21 protein-coding genes are annotated in these 21,831 nt (G+C 64.8%); 11 read left to right on the top strand and 10 right to left on the bottom strand.

Annotated elements, in window-relative coordinates; all coding sequences use genetic code 11:
* The first annotated feature begins 119 nt into the window (after positions 1-119).
* Complete coding sequence (locus tag AC5O5I_RS19095) at positions 120-383, top strand: hypothetical protein (RefSeq protein ID WP_172218471.1); 264 nt, start codon at positions 120-122, stop codon at positions 381-383.
* 21 nt (positions 384-404) lie between these two features.
* Here the strand turns inward: AC5O5I_RS19095 and AC5O5I_RS19090 are convergent, their stop codons facing one another.
* Complete coding sequence (locus AC5O5I_RS19090) at positions 405-884, bottom strand: LEA/WHy family protein (RefSeq protein WP_172218469.1); 480 nt, start codon at positions 882-884, stop codon at positions 405-407.
* Between the two features lie 133 nt (positions 885-1,017).
* On the opposite strand from AC5O5I_RS19090, the gene AC5O5I_RS19085 reads away from it, so the two are divergent.
* A complete protein-coding gene (locus AC5O5I_RS19085) occupies positions 1,018-2,142 on the top strand; it encodes a sigma-70 family RNA polymerase sigma factor (RefSeq protein WP_494511334.1) in 1,125 nt (374 codons plus the stop codon).
* Positions 2,143-2,285: 143 nt separating this feature from the next.
* Entirely contained in the window at positions 2,286-4,712 is a 2,427-nt protein-coding gene (locus AC5O5I_RS19080; RefSeq protein ID WP_494512778.1) for a TonB-dependent receptor, read from the top strand.
* 116 nt (positions 4,713-4,828) lie between these two features.
* Here AC5O5I_RS19080 and AC5O5I_RS19075 read toward each other — a convergent pair whose 3' ends face one another.
* Positions 4,829-5,719: a LysR family transcriptional regulator gene (locus tag AC5O5I_RS19075; protein WP_494511333.1), complete on the bottom strand. Its 891-nt coding sequence runs from the start codon at positions 5,717-5,719 to the stop codon at positions 4,829-4,831.
* Between the two features lie 102 nt (positions 5,720-5,821).
* Between AC5O5I_RS19075 and AC5O5I_RS19070 the strand changes: the two genes are divergently transcribed.
* From AC5O5I_RS19070 to AC5O5I_RS19045, 6 genes are all read left to right on the top strand, one after another.
* The gene (locus AC5O5I_RS19070) at positions 5,822-6,901 is read left to right on the top strand and encodes a polyamine ABC transporter substrate-binding protein (protein WP_172218463.1); all 1,080 of its coding nucleotides are present in this window, start codon (positions 5,822-5,824) and stop codon (positions 6,899-6,901) included.
* A 25-nt stretch (positions 6,902-6,926) separates the two neighbouring features.
* Entirely contained in the window at positions 6,927-7,892 is a 966-nt protein-coding gene (gene speB / locus AC5O5I_RS19065; RefSeq protein WP_494511332.1) for an agmatinase, read from the top strand.
* Between the two features lie 198 nt (positions 7,893-8,090).
* Complete coding sequence (locus tag AC5O5I_RS19060) at positions 8,091-8,408, top strand: hypothetical protein (protein ID WP_172218459.1); 318 nt, start codon at positions 8,091-8,093, stop codon at positions 8,406-8,408.
* Between the two features lie 23 nt (positions 8,409-8,431).
* Positions 8,432-9,580 (top strand): PQQ-dependent sugar dehydrogenase, encoded by a 1,149-nt coding sequence (locus tag AC5O5I_RS19055; protein WP_494511331.1) that lies wholly within the window; start codon positions 8,432-8,434, stop codon positions 9,578-9,580.
* 189 nt (positions 9,581-9,769) lie between these two features.
* Entirely contained in the window at positions 9,770-10,876 is a 1,107-nt protein-coding gene (gene zapE, locus AC5O5I_RS19050) for a cell division protein ZapE (RefSeq protein WP_494511330.1), read from the top strand.
* Positions 10,877-10,890: 14 nt separating this feature from the next.
* Positions 10,891-11,472 (top strand): DinB family protein, encoded by a 582-nt coding sequence (locus tag AC5O5I_RS19045; RefSeq protein WP_172218453.1) that lies wholly within the window; start codon positions 10,891-10,893, stop codon positions 11,470-11,472.
* 156 nt (positions 11,473-11,628) lie between these two features.
* Here the strand turns inward: AC5O5I_RS19045 and AC5O5I_RS19040 are convergent, their stop codons facing one another.
* The 6 genes from AC5O5I_RS19040 to trhP form a co-directional block, all read right to left on the bottom strand.
* Entirely contained in the window at positions 11,629-12,627 is a 999-nt protein-coding gene (locus AC5O5I_RS19040) for an alpha/beta fold hydrolase (RefSeq protein ID WP_172218451.1), read from the bottom strand.
* Positions 12,628-12,702: 75 nt separating this feature from the next.
* The gene (locus tag AC5O5I_RS19035; protein WP_494511329.1) at positions 12,703-13,140 is read right to left on the bottom strand and encodes a YqaA family protein; all 438 of its coding nucleotides are present in this window, start codon (positions 13,138-13,140) and stop codon (positions 12,703-12,705) included.
* The gene (locus AC5O5I_RS19030) at positions 13,140-13,568 is read right to left on the bottom strand and encodes a DUF411 domain-containing protein (protein WP_494511328.1); all 429 of its coding nucleotides are present in this window, start codon (positions 13,566-13,568) and stop codon (positions 13,140-13,142) included. The genes AC5O5I_RS19035 and AC5O5I_RS19030 overlap by 1 nt, the downstream gene beginning before the upstream one ends.
* A gap of 14 nt (positions 13,569-13,582) precedes the next feature.
* The gene (locus tag AC5O5I_RS19025; RefSeq protein WP_494511327.1) at positions 13,583-14,446 is read right to left on the bottom strand and encodes a copper resistance protein B; all 864 of its coding nucleotides are present in this window, start codon (positions 14,444-14,446) and stop codon (positions 13,583-13,585) included.
* Complete coding sequence (locus tag AC5O5I_RS19020; protein WP_494512777.1) at positions 14,439-16,127, bottom strand: copper resistance system multicopper oxidase; 1,689 nt, start codon at positions 16,125-16,127, stop codon at positions 14,439-14,441. The genes AC5O5I_RS19025 and AC5O5I_RS19020 overlap by 8 nt, the downstream gene beginning before the upstream one ends.
* 81 nt (positions 16,128-16,208) lie before the next feature.
* Complete coding sequence (gene trhP, locus AC5O5I_RS19015; protein ID WP_494511326.1) at positions 16,209-17,543, bottom strand: prephenate-dependent tRNA uridine(34) hydroxylase TrhP; 1,335 nt, start codon at positions 17,541-17,543, stop codon at positions 16,209-16,211.
* A gap of 133 nt (positions 17,544-17,676) precedes the next feature.
* Between trhP and AC5O5I_RS19010 the strand changes: the two genes are divergently transcribed.
* Complete coding sequence (locus tag AC5O5I_RS19010; protein WP_172286365.1) at positions 17,677-18,741, top strand: AI-2E family transporter; 1,065 nt, start codon at positions 17,677-17,679, stop codon at positions 18,739-18,741.
* A gap of 99 nt (positions 18,742-18,840) precedes the next feature.
* Here the strand turns inward: AC5O5I_RS19010 and phnX are convergent, their stop codons facing one another.
* Entirely contained in the window at positions 18,841-19,668 is an 828-nt protein-coding gene (phnX, locus tag AC5O5I_RS19005) for a phosphonoacetaldehyde hydrolase (RefSeq protein WP_172228558.1), read from the bottom strand.
* Between the two features lie 34 nt (positions 19,669-19,702).
* Complete coding sequence (locus tag AC5O5I_RS19000) at positions 19,703-20,809, bottom strand: 2-aminoethylphosphonate--pyruvate transaminase (RefSeq protein ID WP_494511325.1); 1,107 nt, start codon at positions 20,807-20,809, stop codon at positions 19,703-19,705.
* 112 nt (positions 20,810-20,921) lie between these two features.
* Here AC5O5I_RS19000 and AC5O5I_RS18995 point away from each other — a divergent pair, with 112 nt between their 5' ends.
* Positions 20,922-21,785, top strand: a complete 864-nt coding sequence (locus tag AC5O5I_RS18995) for a LysR substrate-binding domain-containing protein (protein WP_172228562.1) — start codon at positions 20,922-20,924, stop codon at positions 21,783-21,785.
* The last annotated feature ends 46 nt before the right edge of the window (positions 21,786-21,831 follow it).

Genomic DNA, 21,831 nt, shown 5'->3' with positions numbered 1-21,831 from the left:
CGTCCTCGTCGATGGGGTGGTTTGAACAATGGATACTTGTGCACCGGAAAAGTTGCGTCGGCGTGACGGCGGCACGCTGGTGTAAGATAGCCGCCATTTACGGATCAGGCAGGTGAGTCATGAGTTTCAATCTGGCCAACATGAGCTTCGAGGAACGTGCGCAGATCGAGGCTGAAAAGGCCCGGCTGTTCGCGATGTGGCAGAGCAACCTGGGCAAGGCCAAGGGCGACGCTGCCCGGCTGATTGCCGAAAAACCGCGGCGCAAGGGCAAATGGGCCGAGTGGGTGCGCGCCGAGCTGGAGGGCATGACCCCGCCCGAATACGCCAGCATGGTGCGCAGCGAAGTCAACAAGCTGATGGCTGCCGCCAGCGCCAGCCGCTGATTGCAACCCGTCGGGCGCTTGTCAGTACGTGCCCTTGGGCAAGTCCAGCTTGCCCTCGTCGGTAAAGCGCACGGTGCCCAGCGGCCCACCGGCCAGCTTGCCGCGAAGCTTGTACGGCAGGCCCTGCAGCGAGTTCACCTGGCCCAGCCCATAGGCCTGGCGCAGGAAGGAAAATGCCGTGATGCTTACCGGCACCACAATTACTGCTTCGTCGTAACGGCCAATATGGCCTTGCTGGTCACTGACCCCGGCGGCCAGCGGTTGGCCGTTAACCTCCAGGTTCAGGGCGATGCCGTTGTAGTCGATGGCGGCCTCGTTGGGGTTTTGCACCCGCATTTTCACTGCCATGCGCATTTCCAGCTCCTGCCCGGGCAGCGGCTCGATGCCGATCACGCTGATGTTCAGCGGGTCGCGTGGCTGTAAAAGTGCACAGGCCCCAAGGCCGTAAGCCATCAACAGGACCAGAAGCCAGCGGGTAGAGCGGTGCAGAAGGGCAGTCATGGGGGCGGCCTTGCCAGAGAAAACACGCTGGCAGTGTGGCAAATACGGGTCGGCGTTGAAAGTGATCGTCGAGATGAAAGATACTGTTTCTCATTAACGCCCGATAATTTCTCCTACTGGCCTTTCCCAACCCATGCTGACGTCTCCCGTGTCGAGCCTGCTGGCGAGTTTCCAGGAGCACTACGACGACCTGCTGCAGTTTCTGACCCGGCGCATGAGCGACCGCCAGCGTGCGGCCGACGTGGCACAGGAAACCTACCTGAAACTGCTGCACATCGATGAGCAGGCGGTGCCGGTGCTGCATGCGCGCAGTTTCATCTTCCGTGTGGCTGGCAACCTGGCCATGGATACCTTGCGCCGCGAACGGCGCATTGCCGCCAGCCACGACGACAGCGACGGGGCAAGCGAGCTGGCGTGCCCGGCGCCGGCACCTGAGGCGGCACTGCTGGCTCGCGAGCGGCTGCAGATTCTTGATCAAGCGCTGTTGCAACTGCCTGCCAATGCCCGCCAAGCGCTGTTGCTCAACCGCATCGAGGGCCTGACCCAGGCGCAGATCGCACTGCGCCTGGGCGTTTCCGAGAGCATGGTGGCCAAATACATTGGCCAGGCCCTGCGCCATTGCCGCGGCTGGCTGAAACAGGCGGGCGTGGCGGCCTCGGTAGTCTTGCTGGTCGCGGCAGTAGCGGGCTGGCAGCAGGCGCCGATGCTGTTGGCCGATTACCACACCGGAGTGGGTGAGCGGCGGGTGATTACCTTGGCCGATGGCACACGCGTCACGTTGAACAGCGCCAGTGCCTTGAGCGTCACATACACTGACCGTGAGCGGCGGGTGGTGCTGGCGTCTGGTGAGGCCCTGTTCGAGACCGCTGATGATGCACGGCCTTTCGTGGTCGATAGCGCGGGTGAGCGGGTGCAGGGCAGTGCCGCCACCTTCAGCGTGCGCCGCGATGGCCGCGTGGTATTGGCGCAAGGCGAAGCCAAGGTCGGCGAGCATGAACTGGCGATAGCGGCCGATGCCAGCGTGCAGATGGCCTGGCAACGCGGCAAGCTGATCTTCAATGGCAAGCCGCTGGGCCAGGTGCTGGCCGAGCTTGAGCGCTACCGGCACGGGCATATCGTGCTGTCCGACCGCCAGCTGGCGGCGATGGAGGTGAGCGGGGTGTTCGACCTGGATGAACCTGAGGCCTTGCTGCGTACTTTGGAGCAGCGTTATGGCCTGAAGGTCACCTACCTGCCGTGGTTGGCCGTGGTGCATTGATCGGCATGTAGAAGCCGCAAAGAGGCCGGAGCGAAAAAAATTCATCCAGCACTGCAAGTTCCTGCAAGCCAGATCGTCGTAGTGGGACTGATCAGCAACCCATTCTCATCTACGACTTGTCTGGAAGCTCATTCGTGCCTCTGATGCTCAAGCCCTTGCACCACCGCCGCAGCCCTGTCCACCATGCCCTGATGTCCTGCAGTGCCCTGGCCATGCTGGCCGGCCCGCTGCCGACCTGGGCCGCCCCGGCGGCCGAGCCGGCCCAGGTTCAGGCCCGCCAGGTCCAGCTCGACCTGCCAGCCCAGCCCCTGGACCAGGCCCTGACCGCGTTTGCCGACCAGGCCGGGTTGCACCTGCTGTACACCACCGGCGATGTCGCCGGCCAGGTCAGCCCCGCCTTGCAAGGCAGCTACAGCATCGAGCAGGCGCTGCAGCAGCTGCTGGCCGGCAGTGGCATGCGCTGGCATTTCAGCGACGCCCGCACGGTCACCCTGCGCACGGCCCAGCCAGCGCCGCAGGCGGTCAACCTAAAGCCGATTCAGGTCAGCGTCGCCTCGCGTACCAGCACCGCGATCAGCGAAATCCCCGGCACGGTCTGGGTGGTCGACCAGCAGCAGCTGCGTGAGCAGATCGACAGCGGCGTCAGCCTGAAGGAAGCTATCGGCAAGCTGGTGCCGGGCCTCGACCTGGCCCCGGAAGGACGTACCAACTACGGCCAGAACATGCGCGGGCGCAACGTGCTGGTGATGATCGACGGGGTCAGCCAGAACAGCTCGCGCGGCCTGTCGCGCCAGTTCGACAGCATTTCGCCGTTCAACGTCGAGCGGGTTGAGGTGCTGTCCGGCGCGAGTGCCATTTATGGCGGCGGCGCCACCGGCGGCATCATCAATATCGTGACTAAAAAGGGCGAGCCTGGCCCGGCGCGCTTCGAGACCCAGCTAGGCGCCAGCAGCGGCTTCAACAACAGCGACGACCTGGCCACGCGCTTTGCCCAGTCGATCAGTGGCGGCAACGAGCGGGTCAATGCCCGCCTGGGTATCTCCGGCGAGCAGAACGAAGCCTTCTACGACGGTGCTGGCGACCAGATCTTCATCGACAATACCCAGACCGACCTGCAGTACAACCGCACCATCGACGTACTGGGCACCCTGGGCTTGCAGCTGAACGACCAGCAGAGCCTCGACCTGCTGGCCCAGTACTATGACTCGGGCAACCATGGCAGCACCGGCATCTACTTCCCCAACCTGAACTACAACGCGCCGTCTGACCTGGAAGACGCTGAGCTGCGCAGTGGTTATTCGTCCGACCTGGAGCCGCGTACCCGTCGCCTGCTGCTGAACGCCAACTACCACCACACCGATGTGCTGGGCCAGGACTTCTACCTGCAGGCGTCCTACCGCAAGGAAGACGACAACTTCTACCCGTTCCCGTACTACAACCGCGCCACGCCCACCGGCTCGCGCGGCGTGTACTTCGCCGCCTCGCAGCAGAACTTCGAGGTCACCAGCCTCAAGGGCCTGTTCGCCAAGCAGTGGGACACGCTGAAGCTGACCTACGGCGTAGATCTGGACCGCGAGCGCTTCAACGCCGAGCAGACCACCTTCAACGCCCTGACCTCGTCGGCGTCGGGTGGCCTTGACATGGAAAAGGAGAGCAAGGCCGCGCGTTACCCAAGCTACCGGGTCGACGGCGTGTCGGTGTACGCCCAGCTCGATTGGCATGCCAGCGACAACCTGACTCTGTCCGGCGGTGCCCGGCGCCAGCAGATGGACGTAGACGTCAGCGACTTCAAGGGCGTGTCCGGCGGCAGCAACGATTACCAGGTCAACCTGTTCAACCTCGGCGCCATCTACGACTTCAAGAACGGCCACCAGGTCTGGACCAACTACGGCGAAGGCTTCGACCTGCCGGACCCGGCCAAGTACTACGGCAAGCCAGGCTTGAGCGTGGCCGACAACCCGCTGACCGGCATCAAGAGTCGCCAGGTGGAACTGGGCTGGCGCTATGCTGACCTGGACTGGGATGCCCAGGCGGCGCTGTACTACATCTGGTCGGACAAGATCATCAACGTCGATTCGCAGACCCTGACCATCAACGTGGAAGAGCAGAAAAGCCGCGACTTCGGCTTTGAAGGGGCGCTGACCCGGCATTTCCAGACCGGTTGGGAAGCCGGTGGCACGCTGCACCTGACCCGCTCCGAGGAAGAGGCTGTGGATGGCGGCTGGATCAAGCGTGACGCCCGCTATGCGTCGCTGTCCAAAGCCACCGCGTTCGTCGGCTGGAAGGGCGATGGCCGCAGCGCGCGGCTGCAGGCCAACCACGCATTCAGCCTGAAGGACGATGCCGACCACGAGATCGACGGCTATACCACCTTCGACCTGCTGGCCAGCCAGGACACCGGCTTCGGCACCCTCAGCGCCGGCGTCCAGAACCTGCTGGACAAGCAATACAGCACGGTCTGGGGGCAGCGCGCGACGCTGTTCTATGCCCCGACATATGGGCCGGCGTACCTGTATGACTACCAAGGCCGCGGGCGTACCTACACGCTGACCTGGAGCATGGCTTACTGATGGTTGCTACCTGACCCGGCCACTGGCGCCGTCACTGGGGGAGCAACTGTCTCGCGCAAAATTTTTGAAGCGTGCGCGATCCCTGTGGGAGCGGGTTTACCCGCGAAGAGGCCGGTTCAGGCAAACGCTGCCAGCAAATCCTGCGCAAACGCCTGTTGCGCTTCGCCGACCACCTGCGCCCGGTGCCGGGCGAGGGTGAACGGCACGACAAAGTCCAGTCCCGCATCCAGCGCCCACAACAGCCCGTCGGCCTCCCACGCGCGTGCGCAATGACACGGCAGATAGCCGATATGCCGCCCCGACAGAATCAACGTCAGCACGCTCTCGATCTGTTCCGCCACCGCCATGCTGCGCCGGCTCTGGAACGGCTCGCCGCTTTTCAGAAACCGGTAGGGATGGCGTACTTGGTCGAGCTCCAGCAAGCGCTCAAGCTCAACGTCCGCCTCGCCAAACAGCACGTGCCCCTTGCCGCAAAACAGCCGCTGCCGCTCCTCGAACAGCGGCTGGTAGTCGAAGGCGGCCTGGCTGCCGGAAAAGTAGCTGATGGCGTAATCCAGCCGCTGCTCCAGCAGTAGTCGCTCCAGCTCCGCCGGCGGTGCACTGATCAGCTCCAGCTGCACCGACTCTTGCCGCGAGCGAAACGCGGCAATGGCCGCTGCCAGCTTCAGGCTCACCGCCCTGTCCTGGTTTTCCGCCATGCCGATACGCACGGTCCCCAGCAACCGCCCGGCAGCACCATTGGCCTGCTGGCGAAACTGCTCGATGTTCAGCAGCAGCGCGCGGGCCGCGTCCAGCAACAACTCGCCTTTTTCCGTCAGGCGAAACCCGCCCTTGCCGCGGCTGCACAGGCGGTAGCCCAGGCGCGCCTCCAGCTGTGCCATGCGCTGGCTGATGGTGGGCTGGGCAAGGCCCAGCACACCTTGCGCAGCGCTGAAGCCACCGGCCTCGACTACAGTGACGAACAGCCGCAGCAGGTGCAGGTCGGGATCGTGCACTTGTCCGAGCATTACATTGCTCCTGATGAATGTCAGCTTTGCAAACTTGCCATTCCTGCAATGTAACCCGGCTGGCATGCTCGCGGCATCCACCCATTTGCCGAGGTGTCCGTCATGCGTCGATCGTTGTGCCTGTTGTCCCTGGTCCTGGCCTTGCCGCTGCAAGCCGAAGAAAAGGTCGTCAACCTCTACAGCTGGGCCGACTATGTCGCCCCGCAAACCCTGCAGCAGTTCGAACGGGAAACCGGTTACAAGGTGCGCTACGACACCTTCGATACCACCGAAGTGCTGGAAACCAAGCTGCTGACGGGCGGCAGTGGCTACGATGTGGTGGTGCCGTCATCGACCGTGCTGGCCCGGGCGCTCAAGGCCAATGCCCTGCAGCCGCTGGACGCCCAGGGCATGCCTGGCTACGCCAACCTCGACAAGGACCTGCTAGCCAAGCTGGCCGAGGCCGACCCGGGCAACCGCCATGCGGTGCCGTACACCTGGGGTACCCTGGGCCTGGGGGTGAATGTGGAGGCGGTGCGCCAGCGCCTGGGCGATGTGCCGCTGGACAGCCTTGACCTGTTGTTCAAGCCTGAGTACGCCAGCCGCTTGAAGGACTGCGGCATCGCCATGCCCGACTCGCCACAGGAGGTGATCGGGGTGGCCCTGAATTACCTGGGCAAGGATCCTTACAGCCAGGACAAGGACGACCTGGCCGCAGCGCAGAACCTGCTGAACCAGTTGCAGCCGTCGATCAGCTACGTCGCCAACGGCCGGCAGATCAGCGACCTGGCCAACGGCAGCGTGTGCCTGGCGCTGACCTACAACGGCGATGCCGCGATGGCCGCCGACCAGGCGCGCCGGGCCGGCAAGCCGTTCGACCTGATCTATCGCATCCCCCGCGAGGGTACGCTGGTGTGGCAGGACAACCTGGTCATCCCCAAGGACGCCCCGCACCCCGAAGCGGCGCGGGCATTCATCGCCTTCATGCTCAAGCCCGAATCGGTGGCGGCGCTGACCAACACGCTGTTCTTCGCCAATGCCAACCAGGCGGCCACACCGTTGGTGGACGAGGCGGTGCGCAATGACCCGGACATCTACCCGCCTGCCGAGGTACGCCAGCGGCTGTACGCCGACCGCAGCATGGCCCTGGCCGACCTGCGTCAGCGCAACCGCCTGTGGACCGCCTTCCGCAGCCGTCAGTAACCCATAACGACAAAGGAGCCCGACCGTGGAGCAAGCCGCAAACAACGACCAGGCCATGACCCGCGACAGCCTGTATGGCACCGCCGCAGAAAGTACCTACGCCGGCATTACCAGTTTCGCCCGCCGCCGCTACAGCCGCGACCTGCGCGGCGTCGATGTGGTGGTCAGCGGTGTGCCGTTCGATACCGCCACCAGCAACCGCCCCGGCGCGCGCTTCGGCCCGCGGGCGATCCGCGCGGCCTCGGTGCAGCAGGCCTGGGCCCGCCACTGGCCGTGGGCGTTCGACCCCTTCGACCACCTGGCGGTGATCGACTACGGCGACTGCGCCTTCGACAGCGGCACCCCGCTGTCGGTGCCGGACAGCATCGAGGCACACGCCACGCACATACTGGAGGCGGGTTGCGCGATGCTCACCCTGGGCGGCGACCACTTCATCAGCTACCCGTTGCTCAAGGCCCACGCCCGGCGCCATGGCCCGCTGGCGCTGATCCACTTCGATGCCCACAGCGACACCTGGCCGGACGAGGAGGGCAAGCGCATCGATCACGGCACGATGTTCTGGCATGCCGCCCGCGAAGGCCTGGTGGACCCGGCCTGCTCGGTGCAGATCGGCCTGCGCACCACTAACGACGACAGCCAGGGCTTCGCCATCCTCGACGCCCGCCAGGTGCACCGCCAGGGCAGCGAGGCGGTAATCGCAGCGATTCGCCAGCGGGTGGGTGAGCGGCCGGTGTACCTGACGTTCGATATCGACTGCCTCGACCCCGCCTATGCGCCTGGCACCGGCACACCAGTATGCGGCGGGCTGAGCACGTTGCAGGCGCTGGAGATCCTCGGCGGGCTGCGTGGTATCAACCTGGTGGGCATGGACCTGGTGGAGGTGGCGCCAGCCTATGACCATGCCGATATCACTGCGCTGGCCGGGGCGACCCTGGCGATGGAGATGCTGTGCCTGTACGCGGCGCGGCACAAGGTGGACAAAGCTCGGTAACCTGCGCCCCATCGTGGAGGCTGCTGCGTGTTCATGCAGCAGCCACCTTGTGTCGCGAAGGGCTTCACAGCGGCCCCCTGGGCCCATACTGAAACATCAGGAATTATCTCCACGCGCATTCACACTTTTGCCGCGAACCCTTCGCGCCTTAGGCTATCAAACCCACCAGGCGCGGCATTTTCGTACAGGAGGTGAAGCATGACCCGGACACTGCCCATCCTGGCCCTCGGCCTGGCCTTGTGCCTGCCCGCGCAAGCCGCTTTCGCTCAACCGTTGCAGCTCGCTGCCGACCGGAACAACCCCTACAACAGCCCGATCCAGCGCGCCAACCCCAACAGCCGCCAGGGCAGCATGCCGGCCACGCCGCCAGTGCGCGGCCCGTCCACTGACCCCTACCAGCGCCCGCCGACCCTGGACAACCGCGGTATCGGCAACGGCGACAACCTGCGTCGCCAGCAGCAAACCCCGAACCTGGAACCGACCCGGCCACCGCGTGACAACCCGCGTGCGCCGTGACCTCTGTACGAAAGGAATCCTGCATGCTCCGAGCACACTGGCTAGCCACCCTGACCGCCGCCGTCCTCATGCCCGTGCTGGCACAGGCGGCATCCGAGCAAAAGTTTCGCAGTGAACAAGGCACGTTGACCGTCAGCACCGTGGCCGACGGCTTGCGCAACCCCTGGGCGCTGGCGTTCCTGCCCGGTGGCAAGGACATGCTGGTCACCGAGCGCATGGGCAACCTGCGGGTGGTCAACGCCGAGGGCAAGGTCGGCCCGCCGATCAGCGGCGTACCCAAGGTCTGGGCCGAGGGGCAAGGTGGCCTGCTGGATGTGCTGCTGTCGCCGGCGTTTGCCAAGAATCGCACGGTTTACCTGTCGTATGCAGAGGAAGGCAGTGACGGCAAGGCCGGCACAGCGGTTGGCCGTGGCCAGTTGTCCGAAGACCGCGCCCGGCTGGAGAACTTCACGGTGATCTTCCGTCAGCAGCCCAAGCTTTCGGTGGGCAACCACTTCGGTTCGCGCCTGGTGTTCGACCGCGACGGCTACCTGTTCATTGCCCTGGGCGAGAACAACCAGCGCCCCACCGCCCAGGACCTGGACAAGCTGCAGGGCAAGATCGTGCGCATTCTCCCGGACGGCGAAGTGCCCAAGGACAACCCGTTCGTCGGCAGGGACAGGGTGCGGCCGGAAATCTGGTCGTTAGGCCACCGCAACCAGCAAGGCGCTGCGCTGAACCCCTGGACCGGCAAGCTCTGGACCCACGAGCACGGCCCGCGTGGCGGTGACGAAATCAACATCCCCGAGCCCGGCAAGAACTACGGCTGGCCCATTGCGACCCATGGCATCAACTACTCGATGCTGCCCATCCCCGAAGCCAAGGGCAAGCATGTGGACGGCATGGTCGACCCGCACCATGTATGGGAAAAATCACCGGGCATCAGTGGCATGGCGTTCTATGACAGCCCGACATTCAAAGCCTGGGACCACAACCTGTTCATTGGCGCGCTGGCGAGCCAGGAGCTGATTCGTTTGCAGCTGGAGGGTGACAAAGTGGTGCATGAGGAGCGCCTGCTGGGCGACCTGAAGGCACGTATTCGCGATGTGCGGGTGGGGCCGGACGGTTTTTTGTATGTGCTGACCGATGACAAGGACGGCGCGCTGCTGAAGGTTGGATTGGGCGAGGGCTGAGGTGATGTGGGGGATCGCATCGGGCTGATAGGTGATTGCCGCTAGATATGCATCGCCTGTGAGATCGAGCGCCGCCCGCGCGGCGCTCGATCTCACAGGCGCTGAATATATTGTGGCAAACACCTGCCAGCCCTGACGCAACCCCCATGCTCTGCTTGCCGGCAATAAGCCCGGTGCAGATAATGACGCATGTCTATCGACCCCCAATCCTTGTATCAACAAGCCCTTACCACCCAAGGCTATGCCGCCGACCCCGCGCAAGCTTGTGCTGTCGAGGCCTTGCAAGCCTGCTTCCAGGCCATCGAACAGGCCTGCCCCACCCAGGGCATCTACCTTTGGGGCCCGGTCGGCCGTGGCAAGACCTGGCTGATGGACCAATTCCACCGCTGCTTGCGCGTGCCGAGCCGGCGCCAGCACTTTCACCACTTCATGGCCTGGGTGCACCAGCGCCTGTTCCAGCTCAACGGCACCGCCGACCCGTTGCTGGCCCTGGCCCGGGAACTGGCGGGCGAGATCCGCGTGCTGTGCTTCGATGAGCTGTTCGTCAACGATATCGGCGACGCGATCATTCTCGGCCGCCTGTTCCAGGTGCTGTTCGACCAGGGCGTGGTGATCGTGGCCACCTCCAACCAGCCACCCGAGCTGCTTTACCGCGACGGCTTCAACCGCGATCGGTTCCTGCCCGCCATTGCTGCCGTCCAGCGGCACATGCAGGTGCTGCCCGTAGCGGGTGAACAGGACCATCGCCTGCACCCTGGCGCCGAGCGGCAACGCTATTGGGTACAGCAAGCGGGGCAGCCCAGCCCGCTTGGCGAGGTGTTTGCCCAGCTCAGCCCGGACCACACTGGCACTGCTGAGCCGTTGCTCATCGGTTCCCGGCAGGTGCAGGTAGTGCGGCGCAGTGAACAGGCGATCTGGTGCCGTTTCACCGACCTGTGCGAGCAACCCCTCGCCGCCATGGAGTTCATGGCCTTGTGCGACCGTTTCCCTGCGATCCTGGTATCCGGCATTCCTGCACTGGGTGGTGAGCAGCGCGCCGGGCGCATCGCTCGCGGTACCGAGGATGGTGCAGCCAGGGTAGTGGCGGGTGATCGCCAACTACCTGCACTGTCACCCAAGGACGATGCGGTGCGCCGTTTCATTGCCCTGGTCGACGAATGCTATGACCGCCGGGTGGCGCTGTACCTTGAGGCGCAGGTGCCGCTCGATGACCTCTACACTCAAGGGTATCTGGCGTTCCCGTACCAACGGACCCTGAGCCGGCTACGGGAGATGCAACTGCAACGCTTCGCCTGAAAAGGAGCCAAGCCATGGAGCCGTTGTCGCATCACCTGCTGACCCAGGCCTACAACAATGGCTGGGCCAACCACCGTCTGTACAAGGCCTGCCTGCAACTTACCCAGGACGAATTCGTCGCGCCGCGCTGCAGCTTCTTCCCTTCGATCAAGGCCACTCTCAATCACCTGCTGACGGTGGACTGGTTCTATCTGCACATGCTGGAGTGTGAGCAGCGGGGGGAGCAGCCTGATACGGACAGCGAGCGCTTTTTTGACCCCGAGCAACCGTTTGCCACCAGTACACAGCTGCATGCCGAGCAAACTCAGGCCGATCACCGGCTGATTGCCTATTGCCGTGGGCTGCGCGATGGTGAGCTGGGGCGCTATGTGAGCATCGTGCGACCCGAGCGGGTGCAGCGCGAGCAGCGGCTGCGGTTGCTGGCGCACCTGTTCGAGCACCAGGTGCATCACCGAGGGCAGGTGCATGCGATGCTGAGCGACACGGCGGTGAGGCCGCCTCAGCTGGATGAGTTTTTCTGCGAGGAAGAAGCGGGGTTGCGGGCGCTTGATTTTGCCGAGCTGGGCTGGACGGAGCAGCAGGTCTGGAAAGTGTAGCGATTCCTGTCGGAGCAACTGCCGTGCTCAAAATCTGGAAGCTGGCGCGTACCCTGTGAGGGCGGGTTTACCCGCGAAGAATCCCACACGGTCATGGCACCGGCTTTGCCGGTGTTCGCGGGCAAGCCCGCGCCCACTGGGATCGCGCCCGCTTGCTCAGTTGCCCAGCCACTCGACCAGCGTGCGGTTGAACCTTACCGGCTCTTCGATCTGCGGCGCATGCCCCATGCCTTCGAAGGTGATCAGCTCGCCCTTGGGAATCATCTTGGCCACCTGCGGCCCGAGCACCGCATAGTTGCCCAGCCGGGCCTTGACCTCCGGCGGGGCGATGTCGCTGCCGATGGCCGTGCTGTCCTTGTCGCCGATCAGCAACAGGGTCGGCATCTGCAGGTCCTTGAACTCGTGGTACACCGGCTGGGTGAAGATCATGTCGTAGATCAGCGCCGAGTTCCACGCCACCGCTTCATGCCCCGGCCCTTGGTTCAGGCCCACCAGCATTTGTACCCAGCGCTCGTACTCCGGCTTCCAGCGCCCGGCGTAATAGGTCTTGCGCTCATACTCGCGCACGCCTTCGGCGCTCAGCTTGAGCTCACGGGCGTACCACTGGTCCACACTGCGGTAGGGCACGCCCAGGGCTTTCCAGTCTTCCAGGCCGATGGGGTTGACCATCGCCAGGCGCTCCACCTGCTGCGGGTACATCAACGCGTAGCGGGTGGCGAGCATGCCGCCGGTAGAGTGGCCAAGCACAATGGTTTGCCTGACGCCCAGGTGTTCCAGCAGGGCATGGGTGTTGTCTGCCAGTTGCTGGAAGCTGTATTGGTAATACGCCGGCTTGCTGGAGGTGCAGAACCCGATCTGGTCCGGGGCGATGACCCGGTAGCCTGCTTTGCTCAGGGCGTCGACGGTGGTTTCCCAGGTCGCGGCACAGAAGTTCTTGCCATGCATCAGCACCACGCTGCGGCCGTTGGCCTGGCCTTGGGCGGGCACGTCCATGTAGCCCATCTGCAGGGCCTGGCCCTGGGACTTGAAGTCGAAATGCTTGAGCGGGTGCGGGTAGCTGAAGCCTTCGAGCTGGGGGCCGTAGGTGGCCGACTCGGCGGCGATGGCCGGGCTGCCGGCGAGGCAGGCCAGGACCAGGGCGGTTGCGCGCAGCATGGGGGAACTCCGTGTAGGACCATGTAGGAAACGGCGACTTTACCAGCCACTGGACCACGCGGAGCGTGAAAGGTGTTACCAGGCGTGATGCCAGCCCAGGGTGATCATCGCCAGTACCGCATAGCGGCCCGCCTTGGCCAGGCTCACCAGCAGCAGAAAGCGCCAGAACGGTTCACGCATGATCCCGGCGATCAAGGTTAGCGGGTCGCCGATCACCGGCATCCAGCTGAGCAGCAGCGACCACTGCCCCCAGCGCTGGTAGCGCTGCTGTGCACGTTCCAGTTGCGCGGCGCTGAACGGGAACCAGCGCTTGTCACGCAGGTGCTCGATGGCCCGGCCCAGCAGCCAGTTGACCACCGAGCCCAGCACATTGCCCAGGGTTGCCACCAGCAGCAGGGCTGCCCAGGCTTCAGGCTGGCGCAGCAGCAGGCCGACCAGCACGGCTTCCGATTGCAGCGGCAGCAGCGTGGCGGCGCCGAAGGCGCTGAGGAACAGCGCCCACAGGCTGAGCATCAGTAGTTGGCGACCACGGTGTCCTGGTCATCCTCAGTCACGCCGATAACCTGATAGGCGTCTTTGTGATCACCCATTTCCATCCCGGGCGAGCCCATGGGCATGCCCGGTACGGCCAGGCCCTTGAGGTCGCTGCGCTTGGCCAGCAGGCGCACTTGCTCGGCGGGCACGTGACCTTCGACGAACTTGCCGTCGATCACACCGGTGTGGCACGACGACAGGCGCGGCGCCACGCCCAGGCGTTGCTTGACCGCGCTCATGTTCGGCTCGACGTGGTCGTTGACGGTAAACCCGTTGTCGCGCAGGTGGCTGATCCAGGCCTTGCAGCAGCCGCAGTTGGGGTCGCGGTAGACATCGATGGTCTCGGCGGCCTGGGCCAGGCCGGTGACAGCCAGCAGGCCGAGGGTCAGCAGGTGTTTGCGCAGCATGGTGAAGCACTCCTTTAGAAACGCAGGCGAATACCGGCGACCAGGCGGGTCTGGCCAAGGTCCTCGCCGTCTTCGCGGGCCTGGTCGGCACGGTTACCGTGCAGGCGATTGAAACTGACCCCCAGATACGGCGCAAAGCCGCGGGTGACCTCGTAGCGCAGGCGCAGGCCGACCTCACTGTCGGCCAGCCCCGCGCCTTGCTCGCGCCCGGCATCGTTGCGGCCGTAGAGGTTGGCTTCCAGGGTCGGTTCCAGTATCCAGCGGTTGGTCAGCAGCATAGCGTAAGCGGCTTCCAGGCGCAGCGCGGTCTGTTGCCGCTCGCCAGCGTAGGCGGTGGCTTGGAGCTCCAGGCCATACAGCGGCGTGCCCTGGATGCCGAAGCCGGCCCAGGTTTGGCCACTGGCGGGCTTTAAGTCCTGGCGCACGCCCGCCACCAGCTCCCACCACGGGCTGACGGCATGCCCCCACAGTGCCTGCAGCTCGGCCTTGTGGGTCTTGCCCTGCTCGCGTTCGCCTTCGCTGCGTAGCCACAGCCGGTCGATATCGCCGCCGACCCAGGCCGTGGCATTCCAGTTCAGGGCATGGCTGTTTTCGAAGTTCTGGTATTCGAGCTTGTCCACGGTCACTGCCCAGTTCATTGCCCGGTCGTGTACCTGATGCCCAGGCAGCAGCGGGAAGGCGGCACGGCGGTCGGTGTCGGTGAGGGCGGGCAGGGGCGTGCGTGGCCGGACGGGGGGGACTGGCGCATGGCCCATGCTTTGATGGTTCATCTGGCCATGATTCATGTGCTGCATGCCGGCGGCCAGTGCGCGTTCGCTGGCCAACAGGGCCAGCAGCGTCGCGCCTGCCACAAGGCTGCGGTTGCGGGTGTCATTCATCGACGCGTACCTCGCGGAACATGCCGGTCTCCATGTGGTAGAGCAGGTGGCAGTGATAGGCCCAGCGGCCCAGGGCATCAGCGCTCACCCGGTACGAGCGGCGGCTGCCAGGCGGGATGTCGATGGTGTGCTTGCGCACCAGGAACTGCCCATGTTCGTCCTCAAGGTCGCTCCACATGCCGTGCAGGTGGATGGGGTGGGTCATCATGGTGTCGTTGACCAGGGTGATGCGTACCCGCTCGCCGTAGGTCAGGCGCAGCGGCTTGGCATCGCTGAACTTGATGCCGTCGAACGACCAGGCGAACCGCTCCATGTGGCCGGTCAGGTGCAGCTCGATGTCGCGGGAGGGGGCGCGGCCGTCCGGGTCGGGGTAGGGGCTGCGCAGGTCGGCGTAGGTCAGCACCCGGCGGCCATTGTTGCGCAGGCCGATGCCCGGGTCGGCCAGGTTGGGGCGAGGGGCCATGGTCTGCATGTCCACCAGCGGGTTGCCGGTTTCGCTGGCAGGGTGTTGCTGCATCGCCGGCATGGCCGCGTGGTCCATGCCGGCCATGTTGCTATGGTCCATGCCTGCCATGCCGCCGTGGCCCATGTCGTCCATGCTCAGCACCGGCCGTGGGTCAGGTACAGGCACGGCTGCCTGCAACCCGGCAGTGCGGGCCAGGGTGCCACGGGCGAAGCCGGTGCGGTCCATGCTCTGGGCGAACAAGGTATAGGCGGGCAGGTCGCCCACGGTCACCAGCACGTCGTAGGTCTCGGCCACGGCAATGCGCAGCTCATCCACGCTCACCGGCGTCACCGGCAGGCCGTCGGCAGCGATCACCGTCAGTTTCAGCCCCGGGATACGGAAGTCGAAGTAGGTCATGGCCGAGGCATTGATCAGCCGCAGGCGCACGGTTTCGCCCGGCTGGAACAGGCAGGTGAAGTTGCCCTCCGGCGGCTGGCCGTTGAGCAGGTAGGTATAGGTGGCGGCGCTGATATCGGCCAGGTCGGTGGGGCTCATGCGCATGCGCGCCCAGGCCGTGCGCTCGGCAACGGTCTGCCGCCAACCGTCGTCGGCCACCTCATCGATGAAATCGCCGACCGTGCGCTTGTGGTAGTTGTACGCATCGGACTGTTTCTTCAGCGTGGCCATCAGCTGCTCCGGCGCCTGGTCCGACCAGTCGCTGAACAGCAGCACATGGTCGCGCTGGTAGCGGTGTGGTTCAGGTTCGCGCGGCTCGATGACAATCGCCCCGTAGACCCCGGCCTGCTCCTGCAGCCCTGAATGGCTGTGGTACCAGTAGGTGCCGCTCTGGCGCAGGGTGAACTGGTACAAGTAGTCGCCGCCGGGTTCGATGCCGGCAAAACTCAGGCCAGGTACGCCGTCCATGTTGGCCGGCAGGATGATGCCGTGCCAGTGGATCGAGGTGTCCTGCGCCAGGCGGTTGCGCACACGCAGAGTCACGCTGTCGCCTTCACGCCAGCGCAGCAACGGGCCGGGCAGGCTGTTGTTGATGGTCAGTGCGGTGCGCGGGCGACCGGTGATGTTCACCGGTGTCTGGCCGATGAACAACTCGAAGTGCTGGCCGGCCAGGTCCTGGCCTGCTGCGGCCTGGGCCAGCGGGCGCCACAGCCCCAGGCCCGTCAGCGTGGTGGCGGCGCCCAGGCCTTTGACAAAAGTACGGCGGGAGGGGTTGCGCAACATGGCGTAGCCTCATGCGGGTGAGCCGCGATGTTCGCCGCTGGCGCCTGTCAGGCAGCTGAGGTGCACATTACAGCGTTGTCAGCTGGCGGCTTCGCTGGCACCGATGTCGCGCATCAGCAGGGCGTACTCCAGGGCAACCTGCTCGGGGATCGGCAGGTACACCACATGGCCGTCACCCGGCGCCACCTCGATGGCCTGCTGCTGGCGGTTGCACAGGCGGTGCAGGTCGAAGTGGTAGTTGCCGCGCGGGGTCATCAGCTCCAGATGGTCACCCACGGCGAAGCGGTTCTTGACCTTGACTTCGGCCAGGCCATCGATGCGCACACCGGTGAGTTCGCCGACGAACTGCTGGCGCTCGGAGACCGAGTTGCCACGCTGGTAGTTCTGATATTCGTCGTGCACATGGCGACGCAGGAAGCCCTCGGTGTAGCCACGCTGCGCCAGGGACTCGAGGTTGTCCATCAACCCGCGGTCGAACGGCCGCCCGGCTGCGGCGTCGTCGATGGCCTGGCGGTACGACTGCACCGCACGGGCACAGTAGAAGTGCGACTTGGTGCGCCCTTCGATCTTCAGCGAGTGCACGCCCATGGCGGCAAGGCGCTCGACGTGCTGGATGGCGCGCAGGTCCTTGGCGTTCATGATGTAGGTGCCGTGTTCATCCTCGAACGCCGGCATTTCAGTGCCAGGGCGGTTGCTTTCCTGCAGCAGGAAAGCCTGCCCTGTGGGGGCGCCTGAGCCCAGGGTGGGCTGCACTTCGCGCACGATGTCGCCGCTGGCATTTTCGCTGGCGGGCATGGCGTCGTACTTCCAGCGGCAGGCGTTGGTGCAGCTGCCCTGGTTGGCATCGCGTCTGTTGAGGTAGCCCGACAGCAGGCAGCGGCCGGAATAGGCCATGCACAGGGCACCGTGGACGAACACTTCAAGCTCCATGTCCGGAACCTGCTGACGGATTTCCCCGATTTCTTCGAGCGACAGTTCGCGCGACAGGATCACCCGGCTCAGGCCAAGCTGCTGCCAGAACTGCACGCTGGCCCAGTTGACCGTATTGGCCTGCACCGACAGATGCACCGGCATCTGCGGGAAGTGCTGGCGCACCAGCATGATCAGCCCGGGGTCGGACATGATCAACGCGTCTGGCGCCATTTCGACCACCGGCGCCAGGTCCTTGAGGAAGGTCTTGAGCTTGGCATTGTGCGGGGCGATGTTGACCACTACATAAAATCGCTTGCCCAGGGCATGCGCTTCGTCGATGCCCTGGGCCAGGTTGGCGTGGTCGAATTCGTTGTTGCGCACCCGCAAACTGTAGCGCGGCTGGCCGGCATAGACCGCATCGGCGCCGTAGGCAAAGGCGTAGCGCATGCTCTTGAGGGTGCCGGCGGGGGCCAGCAGTTCGGGCTTGGCAGTAGGGATCATGTGCGCACCGGGGCAAAAGGCCCGGATGCTAGGCCCGACAGAAAACCCGCGTATTGATTTGCATCAAGGGAGTGGCGGCACTTTTACCCAAGCGGCAGGCACTAATATCCCAGAAGCCATTCGAGGATGTGAAATGAACGAAACCGCACTGCAGAACAAGGCCCTGGCGGTGCTCCTGGCGCTGGTGACGATTGCCTTCGTCTGGATTCTGCTGCCGTATTACGGTGCGATCTTCTGGGCGGTGATACTTGGCATCCTGTTTGCCCCGCTGCAGCGGCATCTGCTGATCCGTTTCGGCCGCCGACGCAACTTGGCCGCCGCCACCACCATGCTGGTGTGCCTGCTGGTGGCGATCCTGCCGGTGATCATCACCAGCGCGCTGCTGGTACAGGAGGGCGCCACGCTGTACCAGCGCATCGAGAGCGGGGAACTGGACATTGCCGGCTTTGTCGAGCGCGGCAAGGACATGCTCCCGGCGTTTGCCCAGCATGGCCTGGACAACATGGGCATGGGCAACCTGGACGGGCTGCGCGACAAGATCACCAAGTGGGCCACCCAGGGCAGCCAGGTGCTGGCCAGCCAGGCGTTCAACTTTGGCCAGGGCACGTTCGAGTTCCTGATCAGTTTCGGCATCATGATGTACCTGTTGTTCTTCTTCCTGCGTGAAGGCGCCGAGGTCGCCCGACGGGTACGCTTGGCGGTGCCGCTGCCCGAGCACCAGAAACGGCGCTTGCAGTTGAAGTTCAACCGCGTGGTGCGGGCCACGGTGAAAGGCAACGTATTGGTGGCCATCACCCAGGGGGCGCTGGGCGGCTTCATTTTCTGGGTGCTGGATATCCCCAGTGCGCTGGTGTGGGCGGTGCTGATGGCCTTTCTGTCGCTGCTGCCGGCGGTGGGCGCGGGTATCGTGTGGGCACCGGTGGCCGCGTACTTTCTGTTGACCGGGGCGATACTGCCGGGGGTGATCCTGTCCGCGTTCGGGGTGCTGGTGATCGGCCTGGTGGATAACCTCTTGCGGCCGATCCTGGTGGGCAAGGACACGCGCATGCCAGACTATCTCATCCTGGTGTCGACGCTGGGCGGGCTGGCGGTATTCGGGCTTAACGGCTTTGTGATCGGGCCGTTGATCGCGGCGCTGTTCGTGTCCAGCTGGGCGATCTTTGCGGCGAGTAAACCGCAGGTGCAGTTGCCGCAGTAGGGGGTTGCCTTGGTATTTTCAGCGCCTGTGAGACCGAGCGCCGCGCGGGCGGCGCTCGGTCTCACAGGCGGTGTAGATATTGTAGCGAACCTGGTTAGCTCAAAAGGCCTGTGGCATCTCACCCCTGCCAAGGCGCCGGTTGATGTCGGCAACCACTTCGGGCAGTTCGTTGATGGTGTCGATCAGGTAGTGCGGGCGCGAGCCGGCGAACAGCGTATGGATGCGCTTGCGCTCGCTTTCCAGCTGCTCGGCACTCAGCGCCCGATAGCTTTCCCAGCTCAGCCCCAGGGCGTTGCCCGAGCACACCAGGGCCACGGTCCACATACCCGCCCGGCGGCCTTCGAGAATGCCCGGCACGGTGTCGTCAACCTTCACGCAGGCCGCTACATCGTCAATTCCCAGAGCAATCACGTTGGCCAGGGCCTGGGCCGGCCACGGGCGACCATTCGGGGTTTCATCGGTGGCCACCACATGGTCGGCCACATAACCGTTCTGCGCCGCCAGCGCCACCACCTTGTCCATCACCACCTTGGGGTAGCCGGAGCACGAACCGATCTTCAGGCCGCCCTGGCGCAGCCCGGTGAGGGTGTCCAGCGCGCCGGGGATCAGCGCCGAGTGCACGGCGATCTTCTCGATCTGCAGGGGCATGAAGCGGTTGTAGAGGGCGGTGACGTCATCGTCCGTGGGGGTGCGGCCGAACACCTTGCGGTAGCGCTCGGCAATTTCCGGCACGTCGCACAGGGTGCGAATGTGGTCCCACTTGCCCATGCCCATCGGGCCTCGGGCCTCTTCGATGGACACCTGCACATCGAACTCGGCAAACGCCTCGACAAATATCTGCGTCGGGGCGAAGGAGCCGAAGTCGACCACGGTGCCAGCCCAGTCGAGGATGGCGGCTTGCAGCTGGGTAGGGTTGCTGTAGTTCATGTGCGCTAATTCCTGAATTCGGGTGGGCGGAGGGTCAGATGTCCAGCACTTCCATTTCCCGCAGCACCTCGGCCACGGCATTGACGGCGGCTTGCATGCCGTCCGGCCCGACCACGCCGATGCAGCCGACGCGGAAGGTTTCGACCTGGGTCAGCTTGCCCGGGTAGAGGATGAAGCCTTTGGCCTTGACCCGTTCGTAGAAGTCCTTGAACTGGTAGCGGGCATTGTTCGGCGCGTGGAAGGTAACGATGATCGGCGCCTGGATTCCGGCTGGCAGGAAGCTGTGCAGGCCGATGGCGGCCATGCCGTCGAGCAGGGTCTTGCAGTTGTCGGCGTAGCGCTGGTAGCGCGCCGGCAGCCCGCCTTCTTCGTTGTACTGCTGCAGCGCTTCGTGCAAGGCGGCGACCACATGTGTGGGCGGGGTGAAGCGCCATTGGCCGGTCCTGGCCATGTAGGCGTGCTGGTCGTGCAGGTCCATGGCCAGCGAGTGGGCGTTGCCTTCGGCGGCGGCCAGTGCGGTTTTTTCGGCGAAGACGAAGCCCATGCCCGGCACGCCTTCCAGGCATTTGCCGGAAGCGGCGATCAGTGCCTCGAAGGGGATTTCCCGGGCATCGATCGGCAACGCGCCGAAGGAGCTCATGGCGTCGATGATCAGGCGCTTGCCGTGGTATTTGATCACCTGGGCGATTTCCGCCAGCGGGTTGAGAATGCCGGTACTGGTTTCGCAGTGGATCAGCGCCACATGGCTGATGGTCGGGTCGGCGGACAGCAGGCGGTCGACATCGGCAGCGGTGGTTGGCTGGTCTTCGGCGGTTTCGAAGGTGGTGTAGCTGCGGCCCAGCACTTTGCAGATCTTCGCCAGGCGCTGGCCGTAAGCACCGTTGATCAGCACCAGGACCTTGCCATCGCGTGGCACCAGGGTGCCGATGGCGGCTTCCACTGCAAAGGTGCCGCTGCCCTGCAGGGGCACGCAGTGATGGCTGGCGCTGCCGTCGATGATCGCCAGCAGCTGTTCGCAAACGCTGGCGGTCAGTTGGTTGAAGTCACGGTCCCAGGAGCCCCAGTCCACCAGCATGGCCTGGCGGGTGCGGATCGATGTGGTTAGAGGGCCGGGGGTCAGCAGGATCGGGGCGTTGCTCATGCCGTTATTCCTCGCAAGCGGTGGGCTGAAACTACGAGGCCTAGGTTGCAATTCGCGCTGCCATCAATCAAATTGTTTGTTGTTATCTCAGCTATAAGTCAGGCCGATAGATATGAACCTGTTCCAGTTGCGCGCCTTCGATGCCGTTGCCCGCGAGGGCAGCTTTACCCGTGCAGCGCAGCGCTTGTTCATCAGCCAGCCGGCTGTGACCGGCCACGTCAAGGCGCTGGAAGAGCATTACCAGATCACCTTGCTGCGGCGCACCGCGCGGCGGGTGGAGTTGACTGAAGAGGGCACGCGGCTGGCGGCCATCACCCGCGCCATGTTTGGCCTGGCCGACGAGGCGCAGGCCATGCTCGAGGCCAACCGGCAGTTGCTCACCGGCCGCCTGGAAGTGGCAGCGGACGGCCCGCACCGGGTCATGCCGATGCTGGCGCAACTGCGTGAGCGTTACCCGGGCATTACCGTCAACCTGCGGCTGGGCAACGCCCAGGAAACCCTTGCTGCACTGCTCGGCGAGCATGCCGATGTGGCCGTGCTGACCGAAATCGAGCCGCGCAAGGGCCTGCACCTGCAAAACCTCTGCGAGTCGCGGCTGTGTGCGTTGCTGCCGGCCGGGCACGCCTGGGCTAGCGGAGCAGGGGACTTGCCGTTGGCCTCGCTGCATCAGCAGATCATGGTATTGCGAGAGCCGAGCTCCACCACCCGCCGCACCTTTGACAAGGCCTGCAGCCAGGCTGCGGTCCAGCCGCGGGTACTGCTGGAGCTCGACAGCCGTGAGGCGGTGACCGAAGCGGTGGCTTCCGAGCTTGGCATCGGCGTGGTGTCCTCCACTGAAGTTGCCCACGATCCAAGGGTGGTGGCGCGGCCACTGGCCGGCGAAGGCCTGGTCAACCAGCATCTGATTGGCTGCCTGGAGCGCCGCCGCGAATTGCGCCTGATCCAGGCGTTCCTCGGCTTGGCGGCCGGCGCATGAAGCATGACTGGTGTTTTTTCCAGTGCGGCTTAAGATGGCCGGCACA

This window comes from Pseudomonas sp. 9_2_1 (genome assembly GCF_059295275.1).
The sequence above is the reverse complement of the archived record's forward strand: the minus strand, read 5'-3'. Positions and strand labels throughout refer to the sequence as shown.